General features: G+C 34.2%; 22 protein-coding genes. 19 read left to right on the top strand and 3 right to left on the bottom strand.

The annotated features are described in order from the left end of the window. The first annotated feature begins 49 nt into the window (after positions 1-49). The 7 genes from BLT57_RS05290 (at position 50) to BLT57_RS05260 (ending at position 7,335) form a co-directional block, all read left to right on the top strand. Positions 50-253 carry a membrane or secreted protein gene (locus BLT57_RS05290; protein WP_091423272.1) on the top strand — a complete coding sequence of 68 codons (204 nt, stop codon included), beginning with the start codon at positions 50-52 and terminating at the stop codon, positions 251-253. 15 nt (positions 254-268) lie between these two features. Further along, the gene (locus tag BLT57_RS05285) at positions 269-1,372 is read left to right on the top strand and encodes a glycosyltransferase (RefSeq protein ID WP_369825400.1); all 1,104 of its coding nucleotides are present in this window, start codon (positions 269-271) and stop codon (positions 1,370-1,372) included. Next, the gene (locus tag BLT57_RS05280) at positions 1,363-1,911 is read left to right on the top strand and encodes an RNA polymerase sigma factor (RefSeq protein ID WP_091423263.1); all 549 of its coding nucleotides are present in this window, start codon (positions 1,363-1,365) and stop codon (positions 1,909-1,911) included. The genes BLT57_RS05285 and BLT57_RS05280 overlap by 10 nt, the downstream gene beginning before the upstream one ends. After that, positions 1,911-3,122, top strand: a complete 1,212-nt coding sequence (locus BLT57_RS05275) for an Nramp family divalent metal transporter (RefSeq protein WP_091423260.1) — start codon at positions 1,911-1,913, stop codon at positions 3,120-3,122. The genes BLT57_RS05280 and BLT57_RS05275 overlap by 1 nt, the downstream gene beginning before the upstream one ends. Before the next feature lie 50 nt (positions 3,123-3,172). Beyond that, a complete protein-coding gene (gene lipA / locus BLT57_RS05270) occupies positions 3,173-4,051 on the top strand; it encodes a lipoyl synthase (RefSeq protein ID WP_091423257.1) in 879 nt (292 codons plus the stop codon). Next, positions 4,051-5,049: a type I glyceraldehyde-3-phosphate dehydrogenase gene (gap, locus tag BLT57_RS05265; protein ID WP_091423254.1), complete on the top strand. Its 999-nt coding sequence runs from the start codon at positions 4,051-4,053 to the stop codon at positions 5,047-5,049. Before lipA ends, gap begins: the two co-directional genes overlap by 1 nt. A gap of 93 nt (positions 5,050-5,142) precedes the next feature. Then, positions 5,143-7,335 (top strand): ATP-binding protein, encoded by a 2,193-nt coding sequence (locus BLT57_RS05260; protein WP_231928770.1) that lies wholly within the window; start codon positions 5,143-5,145, stop codon positions 7,333-7,335. Here the strand turns inward: BLT57_RS05260 and lpxK are convergent. After that, complete coding sequence (gene lpxK, locus BLT57_RS05255; protein WP_091426673.1) at positions 7,328-8,338, bottom strand: tetraacyldisaccharide 4'-kinase; 1,011 nt, start codon at positions 8,336-8,338, stop codon at positions 7,328-7,330. The genes BLT57_RS05260 and lpxK overlap by 8 nt on opposite strands. 74 nt (positions 8,339-8,412) lie before the next feature. Here lpxK and BLT57_RS05250 point away from each other — a divergent pair, with 74 nt between their 5' ends. The 3 genes from BLT57_RS05250 to msrA all read left to right on the top strand — a co-directional run bounded on the left by BLT57_RS05250 (position 8,413) and on the right by msrA (position 11,082). Beyond that, positions 8,413-9,507 (top strand): Nif3-like dinuclear metal center hexameric protein, encoded by a 1,095-nt coding sequence (locus tag BLT57_RS05250; protein ID WP_091423246.1) that lies wholly within the window; start codon positions 8,413-8,415, stop codon positions 9,505-9,507. A 2-nt stretch (positions 9,508-9,509) separates the two neighbouring features. Next, complete coding sequence (locus BLT57_RS05245; RefSeq protein WP_091423243.1) at positions 9,510-10,289, top strand: zinc ribbon domain-containing protein; 780 nt, start codon at positions 9,510-9,512, stop codon at positions 10,287-10,289. A gap of 136 nt (positions 10,290-10,425) precedes the next feature. After that, on the top strand, positions 10,426-11,082 hold the full coding sequence (gene msrA, locus BLT57_RS05240) for a peptide-methionine (S)-S-oxide reductase MsrA (protein ID WP_091423241.1): 657 nt from the start codon (positions 10,426-10,428) through the stop codon (positions 11,080-11,082). Here the strand turns inward: msrA and BLT57_RS05235 are convergent. Then, positions 11,079-11,873: a class I SAM-dependent methyltransferase gene (locus BLT57_RS05235; RefSeq protein WP_091423238.1), complete on the bottom strand. Its 795-nt coding sequence runs from the start codon at positions 11,871-11,873 to the stop codon at positions 11,079-11,081. The genes msrA and BLT57_RS05235 overlap by 4 nt on opposite strands. Positions 11,874-11,949: 76 nt before the next feature. Here BLT57_RS05235 and BLT57_RS05230 point away from each other — a divergent pair, with 76 nt between their 5' ends. Next, complete coding sequence (locus tag BLT57_RS05230) at positions 11,950-12,636, top strand: hypothetical protein (protein ID WP_091423235.1); 687 nt, start codon at positions 11,950-11,952, stop codon at positions 12,634-12,636. Here BLT57_RS05230 and BLT57_RS05225 read toward each other — a convergent pair. Then, on the bottom strand, positions 12,633-13,052 hold the full coding sequence (locus tag BLT57_RS05225) for a (4Fe-4S)-binding protein (protein WP_091423232.1): 420 nt from the start codon (positions 13,050-13,052) through the stop codon (positions 12,633-12,635). The two genes, BLT57_RS05230 and BLT57_RS05225, sit on opposite strands and share 4 nt — an antisense overlap. Positions 13,053-13,180: 128 nt before the next feature. Between BLT57_RS05225 and kynU the strand changes: the two genes are divergently transcribed. From kynU to BLT57_RS05185, 8 genes are all read left to right on the top strand, one after another. Beyond that, positions 13,181-14,449, top strand: coding sequence for a kynureninase (gene kynU, locus BLT57_RS05220; protein ID WP_091423228.1), 1,269 nt, complete (start codon positions 13,181-13,183; stop codon positions 14,447-14,449). Between the two features lie 63 nt (positions 14,450-14,512). Beyond that, complete coding sequence (locus BLT57_RS05215; protein ID WP_091423225.1) at positions 14,513-15,910, top strand: NAD(P)/FAD-dependent oxidoreductase; 1,398 nt, start codon at positions 14,513-14,515, stop codon at positions 15,908-15,910. 4 nt (positions 15,911-15,914) lie between these two features. Continuing rightward, complete coding sequence (locus BLT57_RS05210) at positions 15,915-16,319, top strand: RidA family protein (RefSeq protein WP_091426672.1); 405 nt, start codon at positions 15,915-15,917, stop codon at positions 16,317-16,319. Between the two features lie 119 nt (positions 16,320-16,438). Further along, complete coding sequence (locus BLT57_RS05205) at positions 16,439-17,197, top strand: DUF6090 family protein (protein ID WP_091423221.1); 759 nt, start codon at positions 16,439-16,441, stop codon at positions 17,195-17,197. A 12-nt stretch (positions 17,198-17,209) separates the two neighbouring features. Continuing rightward, positions 17,210-17,941: a DUF6090 family protein gene (locus tag BLT57_RS05200; RefSeq protein ID WP_091423218.1), complete on the top strand. Its 732-nt coding sequence runs from the start codon at positions 17,210-17,212 to the stop codon at positions 17,939-17,941. A gap of 44 nt (positions 17,942-17,985) precedes the next feature. Then, a complete protein-coding gene (locus BLT57_RS05195; protein WP_091423215.1) occupies positions 17,986-18,717 on the top strand; it encodes a DUF6090 family protein in 732 nt (243 codons plus the stop codon). 31 nt (positions 18,718-18,748) lie between these two features. After that, positions 18,749-19,507 (top strand): DUF6090 family protein, encoded by a 759-nt coding sequence (locus BLT57_RS05190; protein ID WP_172827414.1) that lies wholly within the window; start codon positions 18,749-18,751, stop codon positions 19,505-19,507. A gap of 31 nt (positions 19,508-19,538) precedes the next feature. Beyond that, positions 19,539-20,189 (top strand): DUF6090 family protein, encoded by a 651-nt coding sequence (locus BLT57_RS05185; protein ID WP_172827413.1) that lies wholly within the window; start codon positions 19,539-19,541, stop codon positions 20,187-20,189. Positions 20,190-20,212: the final 23 nt, after the last annotated feature.

The following is a 20,212-nucleotide window of genomic DNA, read 5'->3' as shown; positions in this document are numbered from 1 at the left end:
TTTACCAAAAAACAGGAAGATTCTATATCTTTGCACAAAATATTGACTCATGAAACTCTTTCTTATCACTTTAGTACTTCTAGGCGCAGGTGTCGCTGGTATTGCTATTAAAATTTGGGCAAAAAAAGACGGTAAATTTGCTGGAACATGTGCGAGTCAAAACCCTATGCTGAATCAAAATGGCGATGCTTGTGGTTTCTGTGGGAAAACTCCAGATCAATTCGAAAATTGTGATGACCCGCAACACTCCTAACCATTAATTTTGCTTTTGGAAGTACTCTTCTACGTTTTTGTGATTTTCGTTGTAATTCAGCTCGTTTATTACGGAATTATCTTCGGAAGTCTTGCGGCATATGAACCACGGGAGGCAAGTCCAAAAAAAATTGGAGTTTCAGTTATTATTTGCGCCAAAAATGAAGCTGAAAATTTAAAAGTAAACCTCCCGTATATTTTAGCACAAGACTATCCGACTTTTGAATTAATACTCATTAATGATCATTCTTCAGATGAGACCTTAGAACTGATGAAGTCCTTCAAAAATGACAATCATAGAATTAAAATAGTTGATGTTAAACCGATAGAGAAATTTTGGGGCAATAAAAAATACGCTCTAACTCTCGGAATAAAAGCTGCAACTTATGATTTTTTGTTATTTACGGATGCAGACTGCAAACCTACTTCAAATCGTTGGATTTCTAGAATGAGCAACCAATTCACTAATGAAAAAGACTTGATTATAGGCTACAGTCCGTACAAAAAAACAAAAGGATCTTTGCTCAATATACTCATTCGATTTGAAACCTTTATGACAGCAGTTCAATACTTATCATATGCTCGTATAGGACATACATACATGGCTGTTGGAAGAAATTTAGCCTACAAGAAAGATCTCTTTTACGAAGCTCGTGGTTTTATGAACCACATGGATATTCGATCTGGTGATGACGATCTTTTTGTCAATCAAGTAGCGACCAAAAAAAATACGGCTCTGTGTATTTCAAAAGATAGTTTTACAACGTCTCTTCCCAAAACAACTCTTAAAGCGTGGATTCTTCAAAAAAGACGTCACATTAGTACAGCCAAACATTACAAGCCAATTCATCAAATAATGCTTGCCCTTTTTTATGTATCACAAATAGGCTTTTGGATATTAGGCATCACTCTTTTAATTTTAATGTTTCAATGGGAAATGGTAGTTGCTTTAATCATATTAAGGTTTGGAGTCCAATATACTAGCTTGTATTTATCTTCAAAAAAGTTAGAAGAAACCAGTGTAATTACCTTTCTCCCAATTCTAGAGTTTTTACTAATTACTTTTCAATTCTTTATATTTATAAAAAATATCTCATCAAAACCACAGCATTGGAAGTAAAGGACGCGATAGAATTGGCAAAGCAAAACAATCAAATTGCTTTTAATTTTCTTTTAGATACATACTGGAATAGTGTTTATGGCTTTCAATTAAAACGCACTGAAAATGAAAATGATGCTGAGGATATTACCATACAGACATTTTCAAAAGCATTTGATAAAATTCATACCTATAATGAAAAATATGAATTTAAAACATGGCTTATTTCTATCTCTAAAAACATACATATTGATTTAATACGGAAGCAAAAATCAAGAATTACCAGCCAATCTAATAACCATGTCAATAAGGATTACTTAGCAATCGCAGACGAATCACCTTCGGCAGAGGATAAACTTATTACAGAACAAAATCTTGCAAAACTTCTAAGAGATATCAAAAAACTAAAACCACATTATCAGGAAATTATTAATCTGAGATATTTTCAAGAATTAAGTTATAAAGATATTTCCGAATCTTTAAATGAACCTATTAATAATGTGAAAGTGAAGCTTTTAAGAGCAAAAAAACTACTTGCTGAAATCATCACAAGAAAATAATGACTTTTAGTCTTAAAAAAATTGGTCCAGGATTACTGTTTGCAGGTGCTGCAATAGGTGTTTCACATTTGGTACAGTCTACCAGAGCAGGAGCCGATTTTGGATTTGGTTTGATATGGGCTTTACTTCTTGTACATATTTTCAAATATCCATTTTTTCAATTCGGCCCGAGATATGCTTTGGCTACGGGTGAATCCTTATTAGATGGTTATAAAAAGCTAGGGAAAGGTGTTTTAATTACTTATTTCTTCTTGACATTCGCTACCATGTTTACTATCCAAACCGCTGTTACTATTGTAACAGCTGGATTAGCAACATCACTTTTTGGTGATTTTATTTCTACAGAAATGTGGACGGTAGTTATATTAAGTATATGCTTTTTCATTTTAATTATTGGTAAGTATAGCTTTTTGGACAAACTGATGAAGTTTATCATCATCACCTTAACTTTAAGCACTATTGTTGCGGTATATTTCGCGTTTCAGAAGTCAACTGAGCCTATAGCTATCACCCAAATATTTCCAAATGCTATGGAATTTGGATTCCTCATCGCATTTATGGGGTGGATGCCTGCACCATTAGACATTTCTATTTGGCACTCCCTTTGGGCCCTTGAAAAACAAAAAGACACGGCATCATTTGGTATAAAATCTTCATTATTTGATTTTAATGTTGGTTATGGCGCTACAATAGTCTTGGGACTTGGTTTTCTGGCACTTGGAGCATTAGTCATGTTTCAGAGTGGTGAAAATTTCAGTGGGAAGGCTGGTTCATTTGCAAATCAACTCATAGCGATGTATACCAAAAATTTAGGCGAATGGTCCTATGTCATTATTGGTATCGCTGCATTTACAACCATGTTTAGCACAACACTAACAACTCTTGATGCCTCTCCTAGAGCTATGACAAAAACTACAGAACTAATTTTTGGTAAACGTCTAAAAATATCTTATTTCTATTGGATTTTAGTTCTCATTTCTGGTACCATTTTAATTTTCTTTTTCTTAAAATCTGAAATGGGACTACTCATACAAATAGCGACAATTCTTTCCTTTTTAACAGCTCCATTTTATGCGATAATCAACTACCGCTTAATAAGCAGTAATCACACTCCAAAAGATTGGCGACCAAGTCTAATAATGCATGTTTTGAGCTGGTTAGGCATCCTGTTTTTAATAGGGTTTAGTATCTGGTATCTCACAACATTATAACATATGATTAAGAATTTACTTTGTATCTTTGCATTCTATAAATTGTGAAGATGAATACTGATATCGTATCGAAACCTGTAGTTGCTCGTCAACCAAAACCTAAATGGCTTCGTGTCAAACTTCCAACTGGAAAAAAATACACGGAATTAAGGGGGCTTGTAGACAAATACAAATTAAATACCATTTGCACCTCTGGAAGCTGTCCAAATATGGGTGAATGCTGGGGCGAAGGAACTGCAACTTTTATGATCTTAGGAAATGTATGTACCCGTTCATGCGGATTTTGTGGCGTAAAGACTGGACGACCAGAAACGGTTGATTGGGATGAACCAGAAAAAGTAGGGCGCTCTATAAAGATAATGGGTATCAAACATGCTGTTTTGACAAGTGTAGATCGGGATGATTTAAAAGATATGGGCAGTATCATGTGGAGCGAGACAGTAAAAGCCGTAAGACGCATGAATCCAGAGACAACCCTTGAAACTTTAATACCAGATTTTCAAGGCATTGAAACTCATATTGATAGAATTATTGATGTAGCACCTGAAGTTGTATCACATAATATTGAAACGGTAAGACGATTAACACGTGAAGTTCGTATTCAAGCGAAATATGATCGTAGTATGCATGTTTTGAAATATTTAAAAGAACAAGGGCAGCGTCGAACAAAATCAGGCATCATGTTAGGTTTAGGTGAAACACGTGAAGAAGTTATTGAAACGCTTCATGACCTTAGAGAAAATGAAGTTGATGTGGTTACTATTGGACAATATTTACAACCTAGTAAAAAACATTTACCTGTAAAACAATTTATTCAACCCGATCAATTTGATGAATACAAACAAATAGGGCTAGATCTCGGATTCCGTCATGTAGAAAGTAGTGCTTTAGTAAGATCCTCCTATAAAGCACAAAAACATATCAATTAATGATTCGCGTTGCAATTAACGGCTTTGGTCGTATTGGGCGTCGTGTTTTCCGACTGATACAAGAGAGAGATGACATGCAAGTTGTTACCATCAATGACCTTGCAGACGCAAAAACCTTAAGTCATTTACTAAAATATGACAGTATTCATGGCGTTTCAAATCATGATATCTCCTCATCGGATAATATTATTTCAATTAATGGAAGACACATTCCGCTTCTTAATTTTAACCATCCTAAACAAATTGATTGGTCTTCATTTGATATTGATTTCGTCATTGAAGCAACAGGCAAGTTTAAAACAACTAAAGATCTAAATCACCACATTATTAATGGTGCCAAGCGTGTTATTTTATCAGTACCTCCCATAGAAGATGACATCAAAACCGTAGTAGTAGGTGTTAATGATAACGACATTTCAGGTGACGAGTTAATTATTTCTAATGCATCTTGTACGACCAACAATGCTGCTCCGATGATTTCAGTTATTGACAAGCTTTGTGGCGTGAAACAAGCCTATATTACAACGGTACATTCCTATACTACAGATCAGAGTTTACATGATCAACCTCATAAAGATTTACGTCGTGCTAGAGCGGCTGGACAATCTATAGTGCCTACAACTACAGGAGCAGCAAAAGCCTTGACTAAAATTTTTCCAGATTTATCTGATGTTATTGGTGGTTGTGGCATTCGAGTACCAGTTGCCAATGGCTCTTTAACTGATATTACCTTCAATGTAAAAAAGACAGTCACCATTGAAGATATTAACCAAGCCTTTAAAAAGGCCTCTGAAACCACACTAAAACATATATTAGAATATACTGAAGACCCAATTGTATCCATTGATATTGTTGGAAATACACATTCTTGTATCTTCGATTCTCAAATGACTTCAGTAATAGGAAATATGATAAAAATTATTGGCTGGTACGATAATGAGACTGGATATTCTAGTAGAATTATTGATTTAATTTGCAATTTATCGATGAAATCATGACTTTTATCGAATAAATATTTATATTTGTCCAATAAGAGATGGTCAAATATGTCCCAAACCAAACACTACATAGTTGCTTTTTTATTAGTCTTTATGTGCTCAGTATCCGCCCAAAACAATGGTATTGAAGATATTGAAGTACAGAAACTACGTATAGAAAATACCATCACGCAATCCGAATTTGACACGCAACGTGGTGATTATTTCAGTGCAAAAACCAATCTGGAAACAGCATTAAGCCTGGCCATTAAAACTGAAGACAAGCAAAATCAAGGTATCATCTACGCTAAAATTGGTAAACTTCAGTTTTTAGTTAATGAATTTGATAAAGCACTTGTATCGTTAACAAAAGCAGCAGAAATTCAACGCGATATCAATGATTCACAAAACTTAGCCGTTACTTATAGTATTAAAGGTATTCTGCATGCTGGTAAAGAAGAATACAAAAATGCTTTAGAATATTTAAATTCTGCTAAAACCCTTTTTGAAGAACAAAATTTAGAAGTTAATATTCCAGAAATTACACTAAACCAAGCAAAAATACACCTTCAACTTAAAGATTATAAAACTGCCAAATCACTGCTTGAAAAAACCATAGTATTAGCCAAAAAAAATAATCAAAATAACATCCTTTCTGACGCACTTATTTATAGTGGAAAAGCATTAGATAAACTCGGCAATAATAAGCAAGGTATCACACTAGCAAATGAAGGTCTAGAGATTGCTCTGGCCAACCAATTAACAGAGAACATAAACAAAGGCTATGTCACACTGAGTGATATCTATCAAAATGATGGCAACTTTGAGGAAGCCTACAGCTATCTTCAAAAACATGTTAAACTTTCAGATTCTATCTTAAATATTGAGCGCGCTAGCTTATCCCCAGAAAAAAGAGCTGAGTTTATTGAGTCTTATAATGCCGCTGAATTTCAAAAGCTTCAAAAGAAAGTTGAAGATCAGGAATCTGATAGCAACCTCGCAAAAATTACAACAATCTTGAGTATTGCTTTAATAACGATTTTATCTTTGCTAACGCTCTCTCTTTACAAGAATAATAATATTAGATTAAAGTCTAATAACATGCTTCAAGAAAAAAATGACGATCTGATTGAAGCCATGAAAAAAGCAGAATTAGCGTCTAAAACCAAAGCCAACTTCCTATCCACAGTAACGCATGAGTTAAGAACACCTCTTTATGCGGTTACAGGATTGACTAACATGCTTTTAGAAGAAAAGCCAAACCCAGACCAAATACCACATTTAAAATCTTTAAAATTTTCGGGGGACTACTTGTTAACCTTTATCAATGATATCCTTCAAATTAATAAGATAGAAGCCAATAAAGTAGAATTAGATCCTGTATTATTTAATCTTAAAACTAAGGTTGAGAATGTCTGTTCTGCCCTTAATAATTCAGCATTAGACAATAATGTGCAGATGCATTATGAATTCCAAAAGGATTTACCAGAAACGTTTATTGGTGATAATTTAAAAATCTCACAAATCCTCATTAACTTAATTGGAAACGCGATTAAGTTTACAAAAGATGGAGATATTTGGGTGAGAGTTTATAGCATCTCTAATAATGGAGATGACCATACTTTACGTTTTGAAATTGAAGATAATGGTATCGGTATTTCGAAAGAAAAACAAGACAATATGTTTGAGAGCTTCTCCCAAGGCTCGATTCAAATTAATAGGAAATACGGTGGCACAGGCCTTGGATTGTCTATTGTTAAAGGACTTATTGAAATTCTAAAAGGAAAAATCTACCTCAAAAGTGAACTCGGAAAAGGCACAACATTCTTCTTCGAAATTCCATTAACCTACGCTCCAGAAACTGTTAAAATTAAAAAAGAAGATTATTCTAAAAACATTAGTAATTTGGACATTAGTAACATTAAAATCTTAATTGTTGAGGACAATAAGATTAACCAGATGATCACCAAAAAGATTCTAAGTAAAATGAATCTACAGTGTGATATTGTAGACAATGGAGAAGACGCTGTTGAGAAAGTTCGCGAAAACGATTATAATGTCGTTTTAATGGATATCCACATGCCTGGCATTAGTGGATTAGAAGCCACTAAGATCATCAGAACTTTCGATAAAGAGTTGACTATTTTTGCCTTAACGGCAGTAACTCTCGAAGACAAAATGCATGAGTTTGATGAAGCTGGATTCAATGACATCATCTCAAAACCTTTCAAACAGGAAGACTTTGAGAAGAAACTATACGAAGTACTAGCTAACGACCATAATACAAAAGCCTCATCAATTAATTAGTTTTGACAAACGACTTCACTTGCTTATTAAAAACTTCATGTTGCCCTATTTGAAACGTAATTGGCAAATAATATAATTGTGAAGAATTTGATTTGAATTTATCTTTTAATCGCACATAATCTTTTTCCGTAGTTAAAATAATAGATTTCTTCTTAAGCATTTCAATTTCAGAATTAGAAAAATCGTGATGATCCTGAAAATTTATATGTTCGAAAGTTAATCCGCTACCATCTAAATAATCCACAAAAGGCTTAGGATTTGCTATACCGGTAACTACAGTAATTGTCTTTCCCTTAAGTGCGCCTAACTGCAATGAACTATTACTATTTCGCACCTCTCTAGCATATGAAATAACACTAAAAAACACCGTTTGATGTGCTAACGGTTTTAACTTTTTAATGATCCTTTCTTTATCTTTATCTAATAATGAAGTTGGACATTTAGTCACTACAATCAAATTTGCTCGCTGAGCTCCTGACCTTGGCTCTCGCAAATTACCAGTAGGTAAAACGATATCGTCACAGTACAAATTAGCATATGACGTAAGTAAGATATTAAAGCCTGCCGACACCTTTCTGTGCTGAAATGCATCATCCAATAAAATCAGATCTGGATTTTGCCGTGCAATTAACTCGGAAATCCCATGTTGTCTATTGGCATCAACTCCTACAACAATATCCTTAAATTTTCGATAAAACTGATACGGTTCATCTCCAATGGTTCGTGCACTTGCATTATCATCGGCTAAAATAAACCCTTGTGTTTCTCTCTTGTAGCCACGACTTAATGTAGCGACTTTATAATCGGCTTTGAGCAGCCTGATTAAGTACTCAATAGTTGGTGTTTTCCCTGTTCCGCCAGTACTCAAATTCCCAACACATATGATAGGTAAATCGAACGACTTTGAAGATTTCCATCCCAGATCGTAGCATTTATTGCGCATCCAAGTCACGACATAATAAATCGGAACAAATGGAATTAATAATTTTCTGATAAATGTCATAATATAGAAATCAAATGCTAAGATAAACATATCGAATGACTATAAAATTTTATATTTGAAACAAATTAGCCATTATGATTATACAAGACGTCATTTCACATTTAGAGACTTTAGCACCTCTAGCATATGCCGAAGATTTTGACAACGTCGGATTACTTGTAGGCGATAAAAATACCAAAGTTACTGGTATCTTAGTAACTTTGGACACTATAGAGTCCGTAGTTGAGGAAGCCATAACCAAAAACTGCAATCTTATTGTGAGCTTTCATCCAATCCTATTTAAAGGTTTAAAATCTATTACCGGCAAAACATATGTTGAACGAACGGTACAAAAAGCTATAAAAAACGATATTGCGATTTATGCGATTCATACAGCTTTAGATAATGCCCATAAAGGTGTAAACGACATTATTTGTAATAAATTAGGTTTAGAAAACAAACGTATTTTAATACCTCAAAAGGGAACGATAAAAAAACTCACAACCTATGTTCCAGTTGGAAATGCGAATGCATTAAGAGCTCAGCTTTTTAAAGCAGGCGCAGGAAATATAGGAAACTATGACAATTGTAGTTTCAATGCTGAAGGCACTGGAACCTATAGAGGAAATGAAGAATCAAATCCTACTCTCGGAGAAAAAGGTCATTTGCACGAAGAGCAAGAAATCCAAATCTCAGTAACCTTTAATAAACATAGCGAGTCTAGATTATTAAATGTACTATTTGAACATCATCCCTATGAGGAGGTGGCTTTTGAAGTGGCAACACTTGATAATTTCGATCAACATATAGGTATTGGAATGATTGGCGAACTCAATAAAGCTCAATCTTCACTCGAATTTTTTGATTTTGTAAAAAACACAATGAATGTTACCTGCATTAGACATTCAGAAATTATATCCGACACAATTAAGAAGGTAGCAGTTTTAGGAGGCTCAGGAAGCTTTGCTATTAGTGCTGCAAAGCAAGCTGGAGCTGATGTGTTACTCACAGCCGACTTAAAATACCACGATTTCTTTTCCGCAGAACAAGAGATCATTTTAGCAGATATTGGACATTATGAAAGCGAACAGTTCACAAAAACCTTTTTAGTAGACTATCTCTCGAAAAAAATTACTAATTTTGCAGTCGTTTTATCAACGACGCATACAAATCCGGTAAAGTATTTATAATTATGGCAAAAAAAGCTGAAGCATCTGTTGAAGTAAGATTAAGAGCACTGTATGATTTACAATTAATCGATTCAAGAGTAGATGAAATTAGAAATGTTAGAGGCGAGTTACCTCTTGAGGTTCAAGATTTAGAAGATGAAGTTGAAGGTTTAAATACTAGAATTGAGAAGTTGGCAACTAATCTTGATTTAATCGACGATCAAATTAAGTCTAAAAAGAACTTAATTGAGGAAGCTAAATCTTTGATCAAAAAGTACACAGAACAGCAAAAGAATGTTAGAAATAACAGAGAATACAACTCTTTAACTAAAGAGGTTGAATTTCAAGAATTAGAAATTCAATTAGCTGAAAAGCATATTAAAGAATTTAAAGTTCAAATAGATCAGAAAAAAGAAGTTATCGATGAGACCAAAGGTCGTCTTAAAGATCGTAAAACTCACTTAAAGCACAAGCGTAGTGAATTAGACGCCATCCTAGCTGAAACACAAAAAGAAGAAGAAGCGCTACTTAAAAAGTCTGAAGATTTTCAAAAGAAATTAGATGAACGTTTAGTCAATGCTTACTTACGTATTAGAAATAATGTAAAGAACGGCCTAGCAGTTGTTGCCATCGAAAGAGGTGCCTCTGGAGGTTCATTCTTCACCATTCCACCACAAATTCAAGTGGAAATTGCCTCTCGTAAAAAAGTAATTACAGATGAGCATAGTGGAAGAATATTAGTTGACGCTGAGTTAGCTAAAGAAGAAAAAGAAAAAATGGAGAAAATGTTTGCGAAACTTTAATCCGAAACACACCAATTACTAAAGCCTTTATTTATTCGATAAAGGCTTTTTCTTTTAATAAAAGTTTCACATTCTTAAAATTAAGGTTTCTTATCTTTATTCGACTATTGAAAAAGAATTATTTTATTAAAAAACTATGAAGAAATTACTATTCACTTTATCCATCGCGCTTTTATTTAGCTGTCAAAACAATGCGCAAATTAGCGAAAAACAAAAAGCAGTAATTAATGCCAATCCCATTGAAGTACCGCTTAAAAATGGAAAAGCAAGCGCCTACTTCGCAAGCGGTTGTTTTTGGTGCGTTGAAGCTGTTTATGAAAGTGTAAAAGGTGTTGAAGAAGTCTATAACGGTTATTCAGGCGGTTTCACAAAAAACCCAACCTATGAATTAAGTAATACACGTAAAACAGGTCATGCCGAAGCTGTAGAAGTGATCTACGACCCAAAGATTGTAAGTTTTGAAACCTTGGTGGATGTCTATTTTGCCTCTCAAAATCCGACACAAGTAAACGGACAAGGTCCAGATCGAGGACCACAATACCGTTCAATTATTTTTTACCAAAATGACAAACAAAAACAAATCATTGAGGATAAAAAAGCTGCCTTAGCGAAACAATTAAATACCGCCATTGCAGCCGAAGTATACCCTTTCCAAAAATTCTGGATGGGAGAAGATTACCACCAAAACTATGAACGCTTGCACCCCAACAATGGATATATCAAAAATGTATCGATTCCAAGGCTTAGGAGATTTCAAGAAAAAATGCCTGAAGTTTTAAAGAAAAACCACTAAAGCTTTGTTGCTTTTAATTCAAAAATCAACGGATATAATTTATCTTTAGTGACATAATTCCCAGATTTAGTCTCAACAAGATCTGGGAATACATTATACGGACTTTCGTCATATTCGTTTAAGAAATCAATTTGAAGTCCGGCTTGAACAAGTGCATTAATGACTTCACTCAAACCATGGTTCCAACCATATTCTTTGCTCGTTATTTTTGAAGACTCGTCAGCATAAGTGCCTTCATACTCCTCATAAATAACCTCGTCTTGCATGTAGCCATAGCGCATTACGGTATTTCCATCTAAATAATCAAACATCCAAACAATAGGATGAAACTCAACCATATAAAACGTACCACCTCTTTTTAAACGCTCTGCAATCATTTGCCCCCAGGGTTTAAGGTCTGGCAACCACCCTATCACACCATATGAGGTGAATACAACATCGAACGTGTCCTTTATATATTTTGAGGTATCTAACACATTACAACGCACAAACTCTGCTTCCAAGCCAAGCTGGTTGTTCAATGATTTGGCTAATGCAATTCCTTCATCACTCAAATCGACACCAGTACATTTTGCTCCTAGTCTACTCCAGCTTAGTGTATCCTGGCCAAAATGACACTGCAAATGCAATAATGACTTACCCTTAACATCACCAAGTGCCTTTAATTCATATGACATAAGAGATGACTTCCCGTTTTTGAACGCCTCTAAATCATACATCTTACTTTCAGAATGAATTTTAACTTTTTCATTCCAGGTTTGTCTATTGATTTCAAAATGGTCATCATTCATAATTTCTAATTTAAAAGTCTAAAGTAATAATAACTTCGGAAATGTAAAGTGTTTCATACCTTTGCAAAAAAAAGAGATGAAACAATTTATAACACTTATTTGTATTCTAACCTTATGTGCAGCCTGTAGAACAGAATCAAAAGACCAAGAATCAACATCAGAAATCATTTCCGAAGAAAAAAAAGAGCTAACAATAGCTGAAAAAATAGCTCAAGCTCATGGGTTCGATAACTGGAAAAACGTAAATGACATCCAATTCACATTTAATGTAGACAGAGGAGACAGCCATTTTGAACGGTCATGGGAGTGGTATCCAAAGACTGACGATGTAACACTTACTTTGGATAATGATATCATCAAATACAACAGAACGGTTGTTGATAGTGCTTTTGTGCAAACGGATAAAAGCTTCATTAATGACAAATTTTGGTTTTTAGCACCCTTTCAATTGGTATGGGATGATGGGACTACCATTTCAGAAGCAATCAAAGAAGTGGCTCCTATGTCTAAAATTGAATTGAATAAAATCACTATCACATACGGAAATGAAGGTGGCTATACACCGGGTGATGCCTATGATTTCTACTTTAATGATGATTATATAATTCAAGAATGGGTATACAGGAAAGGCAATTCTGAATCACCTTCCATGACCACCACCTTTGAAAATTATGAAGACTTTAATGGTTTAAAAATTGCTAAAGAGCATAAAATGACTGAAGGTAATTTTAATCTTTATTTTTCAAACATTTCGGTGCATTAACCTTTAAATCCCTTATTGACATGAGAACCATCACAATAAGGTTTATTAAGTGATACGCCGCACCTGCAAAAGGCTGTCGTTCTATTTTTAGTTTCTTCGCTACCATCCTTATGGGTGACTTTCAAGGTCCCATATACTAATAACGGACCATCTTCTAACACTTCTACTTTAGTTTCTAAAACTTCTGACGCTTTGTTATCCTCATCATTCATATAGTAGCTCAATGCCCCAGAGGGGCAGGCTTTAACCTGTTTTACCAACGCATCTGTGGAAGCTGCATCAATTTTAATCCATGGTTTTTGTTTAGGCTGAAACACCGCACCCAAACCATTCACACATATTGCTGAATGTATGCAAGCATCAGGCTTCCAAACAATAGTTACTTCACCGTTAGAGTATTCTTTTGTCTTTCCCATAGGTCTATAATTTCTATTAAAGATACTAAAAAAAGTAATTCTTTCTCTCACTCAAATTGGCCCTTTCATCTGTTCTTTCCTAAGGGAATTATTCTTATTTTTGTTAGACACCTTAAAACCAAAGTGCCTTGTCTAACTATCAATTAGGTCTTGAATTTGCTAAAGAACAAGACCGCAATGACGAACTTTCATTATTTAGAACTCAATTTCATATGCCGAAGGACAAGAACGGTAATGAACTTATCTACATGACTGGGAATTCTTTGGGATTGCAACCAAAACTAACTAAAGACTACATCAATCAAGAACTTGAAGATTGGGCAAAACTAGGCGTTGAAGGACATACTGATGGGCGCCACCCATGGTTAAATTATCATGAATATTTAACCGATACTATGGCGGAAATCGTAGGAGCAAAACCGATAGAGGTTGTTGTTATGAATTCGCTTACTACCAATCTTCATTTGATGATGGTAAGTTTTTATAAGCCGACATCTAAACGCTATAAAATTTTAATAGAAGCAGATGCGTTTCCAAGCGATAAATATGCCGTAGAATCGCAATTGCGTCATCATGGTTATGATGATAACGATGGATTAATACTATGGAAATCAAGAGAAGGTGAAGAATTAGCAAACTACGACGACTTAGAAAACCTCTTGAAAGTACATGGAAACGAGATAGCACTTATAATGATTGGTGGTGTGAATTATTATACAGGACAGTTTTTTGATTTAAAACGCATTACAAATTTAGGGCATTCCCATGGTTGTGTGGTCGGCTTTGATTGTGCCCATGGCGCAGGAAATGTTCAACTCAACCTCCATGACTCAGGTGCCGATTTTGCTGTTTGGTGTAGTTATAAATATTTAAATTCTGGACCTGGGAGTTTATCTGGTGCTTTTGTTCATGAGCGTCATGCACATAGAAAAGATCTAAACCGATTTACTGGTTGGTGGTCCCATAATAAAGATACGCGGTTTAAAATGCGGGATGAATTTGATCAACTTCCCGGTGCCGAAGGCTGGCAATTGAGTAATCCACCAATATTATCTATGGCCGCTATTCGGGCATCACTAGATGTGTTTAAACAAGCTGGATTTCAGAAACTCTGTGAAAAATCGCGACGACTAACTAGCTATTTTGAGTTCCTAATAAATACTCTTAATAATTCTGATATCAAAATAATAACACCACATCATCCTGAAGAACGCGGTTGTCAACTCTCTATACAAGTAAAAAATGCAGATAAAAGTTTGCATCATAAACTAACAGAAGCAGGTGTGATTAGTGATTGGAGAGAACCAGATGTGATACGTTGTGCTCCTGTTCCCTTATATAATTCATTTGAGGATGTGTATAAATTAGTAGAACGATTAAAGAAAATTTTGAATTAATAAATGTCTCCTCGAGCGCATTAGAGAGGTCTCGATTGGGTCTCGTCCAGAGAAAGAATAATTATGAAAAAACAACAAAACATACTGATTATTGGCGCAGGACTCTGTGGTAGTCTTTTAGCACTTCGCTTAGGTCAGCGCGGATATAATGTTACGGTATATGAAATGCGTCCAGATTTACGCAAAACGGATATTTCTGCGGGTCGCTCTATCAACCTAGCGTTTTCAAATCGCGGAAATAAAGCTATGAAACTGGTGGGTATTGAGGAAAAAGTCAAAGAACTATGCGTTCCTATGAATGGCCGGATGCTGCACGACAGAGAGCGCAATACCTTTTTATCAAATTATAGTGGTCGGGAGCATGAATATATCAATTCCATTTCTCGTGGCGGACTCAATGCATTACTTTTAGATGAAGCCGAAACTCATGACAATGTCACCCTGCATTTTAATAAAAAATGTGTATCGGTAGACTTTGAACATACGACTGCCACATTTGAAGATTTCGATACTAAAAAAGAATTTATTGAAGATGCCGACGCTATTATTGCAACTGATGGCGCTGGGTCTGCGTTACGAAAAAGTTATTTTTTAGAGCGTAAATTTTTGTTTAGCTTTTCTCAAAATTACCTCACTCATGGTTACAAAGAACTAACGATTCTTCCAACGGCCACAGGCGATTATAAAACCTATAAAAATGCATTACACATTTGGCCAAGAGGAGACTTTATGGTGATTGCTTTACCTAACTTAGATGGTAGCTTTACGGTAACACTATTTTTAAGTTATGATGAAGGCGAATACAACTTTAATAATTTAACGACACCCGAAATTGTCACAGAATTCTTCCGGAAAGAATTTCCAGATGCTTTAGAGTTAATGCCAAATTTAGTAGATGATTTCTTCGAAAACCCAACCGCACCTCTAGGCACGGTAAAATGTTCACCATGGCATTATAAGGGCAACACCTTGCTTATGGGAGATTCGGCCCATGCCATTGTCCCCTTTTACGGACAAGGGATGAACGCGTCTTTTGAAGATGTCGTAGAGTTTGATGCGGTTTTAGATCAGTACGAAGGTAATTGGGAACGTATCTTTTCAGAATATGAAAAAACACGAAAAAAAGACACCGATGCTATAGCCGATTTAGCCATCGATAATTTCCATGAAATGAAAGCTCATGTGGCGAACCCAATATTTCAAGAAAAACGTAAAATTGAAATGGCTTTAGAAAAGGAATTTCCTAAAGAATACTCGTCAAAATATAGTTTAGTAACCTTTAATGAGCACATAGGCTATAGAGCGGCCATGTTAAGAGGTCGTGCCCAAGACAAAGCCATAATTACTATGTTAGACGAAGGTAGAATTACGCCTTCAGATAATTTAAAAGCTATATTAGAAAAAGTAAAAACTGAAACTGAAGCGATTTTAGAAGATGATAGAGTCGCTGGATTACATTAAAACTATGAGTGAAAACACAGTAACACCAAGAGGAGCCTATCCGCATGTCAAACAAGTTGGCGATTTTATTTTCGTCTCAGGCACAAGCTCTAGACGCCCAAACAATACCATTGCTGGTGTAGATATTATTGACGAGATGGGAACCAAACGCCTTAATATAGAAACCCAAACCCGAGAAGTCTTAAAAAATATTGAAAGCAATCTTGCCAAAGTTGGAGCCTCACTTAAAGATGTGGTGGATGTTACTTCATTTTTAGTAAATATGAATGACTTTGCAGGTTATAATAAAGCCTATGGAGAATTCTTTGACAAAGCCACTGGACCAACAAGAACAACCGTAGCTGTGCATCAATTACCCCATCCCGATTTAGTCGTTGAGATTAAAGTGATAGCCTATAAAAAGAAGTAATCCATAATCTGTATTAGACACAGAATCTGTTGTAACGAATCTTTAATTAGTATTACTTATATTTAGCATAACTAACCTCAAACCAACCTCAACTTGATCACTTTAGCATTGCTATTAAGATGATCAAATTCTTTGGACACATACGCGAAAAATTACTCTCAAAAAATAAGATTAGTAATTACTTACTTTATGCTATAGGTGAAATCGCCTTGGTCATGATTGGCATACTATTAGCACTTCAAGTTAATAATTGGAATGAGTCGAGAAAGCTCATTAGTTTAAAAGACAATTATTTGGAGCGGCTAATTAATGATGTTAAAAATGATACGACGACCATAAATTATGTGGTTTCTGAAATAGAGAAAAACCAAATCTCTATTAACACTTTAATTAAAACCTTAAACTCAGAATCTGATCATACCGCATTAGATTCAATAATTACGAACTTTTTTAGAAGAGGGTGGATAATTTCAGAGTTTACACCAAGCACCATTACCTACACTGATTTGTCTCAAACTGGTAACATGAAGATTTTATGGAATCCAGAATTAACCGAGGATATTATTGAATATTATGGTTATATCTCAGATATAGAAAAATCAAATATCACAAATAAAACTTGGATTACACCTCTAGACATAGCGGTTGCTAAATTAACCTCAGCCTTTGAATTAGATCCAAATACAAGACAGTTGTTTTCTCATAAAAGCAAACCAGAGGCTCTAAAAAACATTCAAGATAATCATGAATTAATAGAACGTAATGCGGCCGGACATTATTGGATTAATACGTCTTTGTCAGATAACTTAATAGCACTTAAAAGTGTCAGCATTCAACTTTTAAAAACAATTCATAATGAACGAGAACTCATACATTAAACCAAACTGTTAATGATTAAATTCTTTCGAAAAATCCGCTACAATCTCATGGAAGAAAACAAAACAGGCAAATATTTTAAATACGCTATTGGTGAAATTATTCTTGTGGTGATTGGGATTTTGATAGCGTTACAGATTAATAACTGGAATGAAAATAGAATAAATTCTAACAAGGAAACTGCCATTTTGAGCAATATTCATAAAGAGTTTAAACAAAACAAAAAACAGTTAGATTCGGTAATAGGACAACATCAATTAGCACACAGCAGTTGTGCCAAAATCATAAGCTTATTCCCCATAAAATCTAAACCAGAGCCAGCAGTTTTAGACTCATTAGCTGGCCATTTATGGTGGTCTTATGGAGGTGTGACTTTTAATCCGTCACAAACAAGTATTAGTGCACTGGCAAGCACATCTTCATTTGATATTATTCAAAATGAAACCTTACGTGATTTGTTGATTTCTTGGAATGATTTGATAACAGATTACCAAGAAGAGGAATTGCGTTCTAGTAATCATACATGGGACCAATACGACCCCTATATGTCTAAACATTTTGATTGGAATTTTAATTTTAAAGACGAAAGAAATAAGTTTAAGGCACTACAAACGTTAGAGTTCGAATTTTTGGTGAAAAGTAGATATGATTTTACAGATCAGATACTAAATACTAGTGGAGAATTACAAAAAGTACAAAAGACTTTAGAAAAAATTATAGAACTTACTACACCACAAAGCAACTAGTGCTTATGATTAAATTCTTTAGACATATTCGAAAATCACTACTCATGGAAAATAAAACGTCCAAATACTTTAAATACGCCATAGGCGAGATTGTTCTTGTGGTTATTGGTATTCTCATTGCCCTACAGATTAATAATTGGAATGAAATCCAAAAGGAAAAAGCACGAGAACAACAAATATTAAATAGCCTAAGAGAAGAGTTCAAACAAAATATTAATGAACTTGAATTTGACCATAAAATAAATCTAGCATGCATTAACGCTTTAAAAATCCTTCTAAATTTCGAAACGTCATCTGATTTCGAAACAAGAACATTAGATAGTCTCATAGGGCAAGCCTATAATTTTGCAACATTCGATCCAAGACTTGGTGTTATCAACGACTTAAATTCTTCAGGAAATTTAGAATTAATACGAGATACGAAATTACGCTATGCTTTAAATCAATGGACAGGAGAATTAAGCGATTACCAAGAAGACATTATTATACGGAGAGAGTACTGGATTAATAATTATTCACCATTAGTTAACAAGTATATTCCTTTACGCAATACAGACATATTTATTGATCGTACGGATTATACGAGAAACTTTAGAGTTAATACCAGGCAAGTTCCTAAATCAAATTACATTGAGTTCCTAACAAATTTAGAAACTGATGGTGCTTTATTCGATTATTACTTAAATCAATCATTTGTCACAATAAACGAAGAAAACATATTAGACTTTTTAGAAAAAACAATTGTATTAATAGAAGCTAACATACAAGATGATTAAATTTTTCAGACATATCCGCCAAAACTTACTCATGAAAAACAAAACAGGAAAATACCTTAAATATGCTATTGGCGAAATTATTCTGGTAGTCATCGGTATTTTAATCGCATTACAAATCAATAATTGGAATGAATCTGCTAAAGAACAACAGAAGGAATCTGTTTATCTTAATAATCTCCAAAGAGATTTAAACGACCAAATAGCATCCATAGACCAACAAATACTTTACGAGACTCGGTTTGTTGAAGACGCCAGTTACCTAATTACCTATTATAGTGAAAATGGGTTAAAAAATTTAGATAGTATTTTCTTCACAAAACTATCAAACCTTCATTCTAGAAAAACATTTGTCATAACCGACCCAACCTATACCGATTTATTATCATCAGGAAGCATAAACCTTATTAAAACACAAAATCTTAAGGATCACCTCATTCAATATTACCAGGAATTGGAACGTGTTGAAAAAGTTATTCAGAATAATAATTCGCTACTAACCGACCAGCAATATGGTCCCGTTTTTTTTAACCTAGGTTATTTTCATCCAGATCCTGAACTAAATAAACTGAATTCAGACAAGATGGAATTTGTAGCATTAAGAAAACTGTATGTTAAAGAATTGGCTGAAACTTCAGAAAATTTGTTATCAGAACCCAACAACCAACTAAGGCTCATGAACGTGATTAATTTGCGCCACCTCATTGGCTTAGCACATTTGGAATCCATGCAGCAAAGCAAAAAGAATACTACAAAATTATTAGTAGAACTAAGTAACTCAACCAATGATTAAATTCTTTCGACACATCCGCCAAAACTTACTCATGGAAAACAAAACAGGTAAATACTTTAAATATGCTATTGGCGAAATTATTCTGGTAGTCATCGGTATTTTGATAGCGCTTCAGATAAACAATTGGAATGAAAATAGAAAACATGCTATAGCAGAAAAAGAATTTTTTAAGAGCATAAAAGATGATTTCAAACAAGACCTAGAATTCATAAAATATGTGCAAGATTATACAAAACCTAAAATTGAAGCTTATAACCTTTTAAATGGCATGTATTCAAAAGATTATGACAACAATAAATCACAAATAGATTCTTTAATGTCCATTTATCTTTTCTCTGGACAACGGACCTTTTATCCTGTTTCAGGTGCTTTTAAATCTGCAGTAGCAGGAAATGAAATTAACACCTATAGTCAAAAAAAAATTATTCAAAATATTATAAAACTATATGGTTCTAATTATGATAGACTTATTGATAATGGCAAAATTGTAGACGAAAGATGGTGTAGTTTGAGTGAAAAATACATTCATAATAGAAGAACAAATTCATTTTATGATATAAATAATACGTCATATGCTAAAATGTTAGACGACTTCCACTTTCATTATATTCAATTAAATTGGTACCAAAAGATTTTAGATGAAACAGAAATAGAAGTTAATGAATTATTGAAAAAATTATAATGATAAAACTCTTCCGAAAAATA

Origin of the sequence: Formosa sp. Hel1_31_208 (assembly GCF_900104785.1) — a bacterium.
GTDB lineage: Bacteria > Bacteroidota > Bacteroidia > Flavobacteriales > Flavobacteriaceae > Psychroserpens.
This window is presented reverse-complemented; position numbering and strand designations above follow the sequence as displayed.

Excerpts from the sequence above, each read along its gene's own strand:
- BLT57_RS05290 (WP_091423272.1), top strand. The coding sequence starts at position 50 with ATGAAACTCTTTCTTATCACTTTAGTACTTCTAGGCGCAGGTGTCGCT.
- BLT57_RS05275 (WP_091423260.1), top strand. The coding sequence starts at position 1,911 with ATGACTTTTAGTCTTAAAAAAATTGGTCCAGGATTACTGTTTGCAGGT.
- lipA (WP_091423257.1), top strand. The coding sequence starts at position 3,173 with ATGAATACTGATATCGTATCGAAACCTGTAGTTGCTCGTCAACCAAAA.
- gap (WP_091423254.1), top strand. The coding sequence starts at position 4,051 with ATGATTCGCGTTGCAATTAACGGCTTTGGTCGTATTGGGCGTCGTGTT.
- BLT57_RS05260 (WP_231928770.1), top strand. The coding sequence starts at position 5,143 with ATGTGCTCAGTATCCGCCCAAAACAATGGTATTGAAGATATTGAAGTA.
- lpxK (WP_091426673.1), bottom strand. The coding sequence starts at position 8,338 with ATGACATTTATCAGAAAATTATTAATTCCATTTGTTCCGATTTATTAT.
- BLT57_RS05250 (WP_091423246.1), top strand. The coding sequence starts at position 8,413 with ATGATTATACAAGACGTCATTTCACATTTAGAGACTTTAGCACCTCTA.
- BLT57_RS05245 (WP_091423243.1), top strand. The coding sequence starts at position 9,510 with ATGGCAAAAAAAGCTGAAGCATCTGTTGAAGTAAGATTAAGAGCACTG.
- msrA (WP_091423241.1), top strand. The coding sequence starts at position 10,426 with ATGAAGAAATTACTATTCACTTTATCCATCGCGCTTTTATTTAGCTGT.
- BLT57_RS05235 (WP_091423238.1), bottom strand. The coding sequence starts at position 11,873 with ATGAATGATGACCATTTTGAAATCAATAGACAAACCTGGAATGAAAAA.
- BLT57_RS05230 (WP_091423235.1), top strand. The coding sequence starts at position 11,950 with ATGAAACAATTTATAACACTTATTTGTATTCTAACCTTATGTGCAGCC.
- BLT57_RS05225 (WP_091423232.1), bottom strand. The coding sequence starts at position 13,052 with ATGGGAAAGACAAAAGAATACTCTAACGGTGAAGTAACTATTGTTTGG.
- BLT57_RS05215 (WP_091423225.1), top strand. The coding sequence starts at position 14,513 with ATGAAAAAACAACAAAACATACTGATTATTGGCGCAGGACTCTGTGGT.
- BLT57_RS05210 (WP_091426672.1), top strand. The coding sequence starts at position 15,915 with ATGAGTGAAAACACAGTAACACCAAGAGGAGCCTATCCGCATGTCAAA.
- BLT57_RS05205 (WP_091423221.1), top strand. The coding sequence starts at position 16,439 with ATGATCAAATTCTTTGGACACATACGCGAAAAATTACTCTCAAAAAAT.
- BLT57_RS05200 (WP_091423218.1), top strand. The coding sequence starts at position 17,210 with ATGATTAAATTCTTTCGAAAAATCCGCTACAATCTCATGGAAGAAAAC.
- BLT57_RS05195 (WP_091423215.1), top strand. The coding sequence starts at position 17,986 with ATGGAAAATAAAACGTCCAAATACTTTAAATACGCCATAGGCGAGATT.
- BLT57_RS05190 (WP_172827414.1), top strand. The coding sequence starts at position 18,749 with ATGAAAAACAAAACAGGAAAATACCTTAAATATGCTATTGGCGAAATT.
- BLT57_RS05185 (WP_172827413.1), top strand. The coding sequence starts at position 19,539 with ATGGAAAACAAAACAGGTAAATACTTTAAATATGCTATTGGCGAAATT.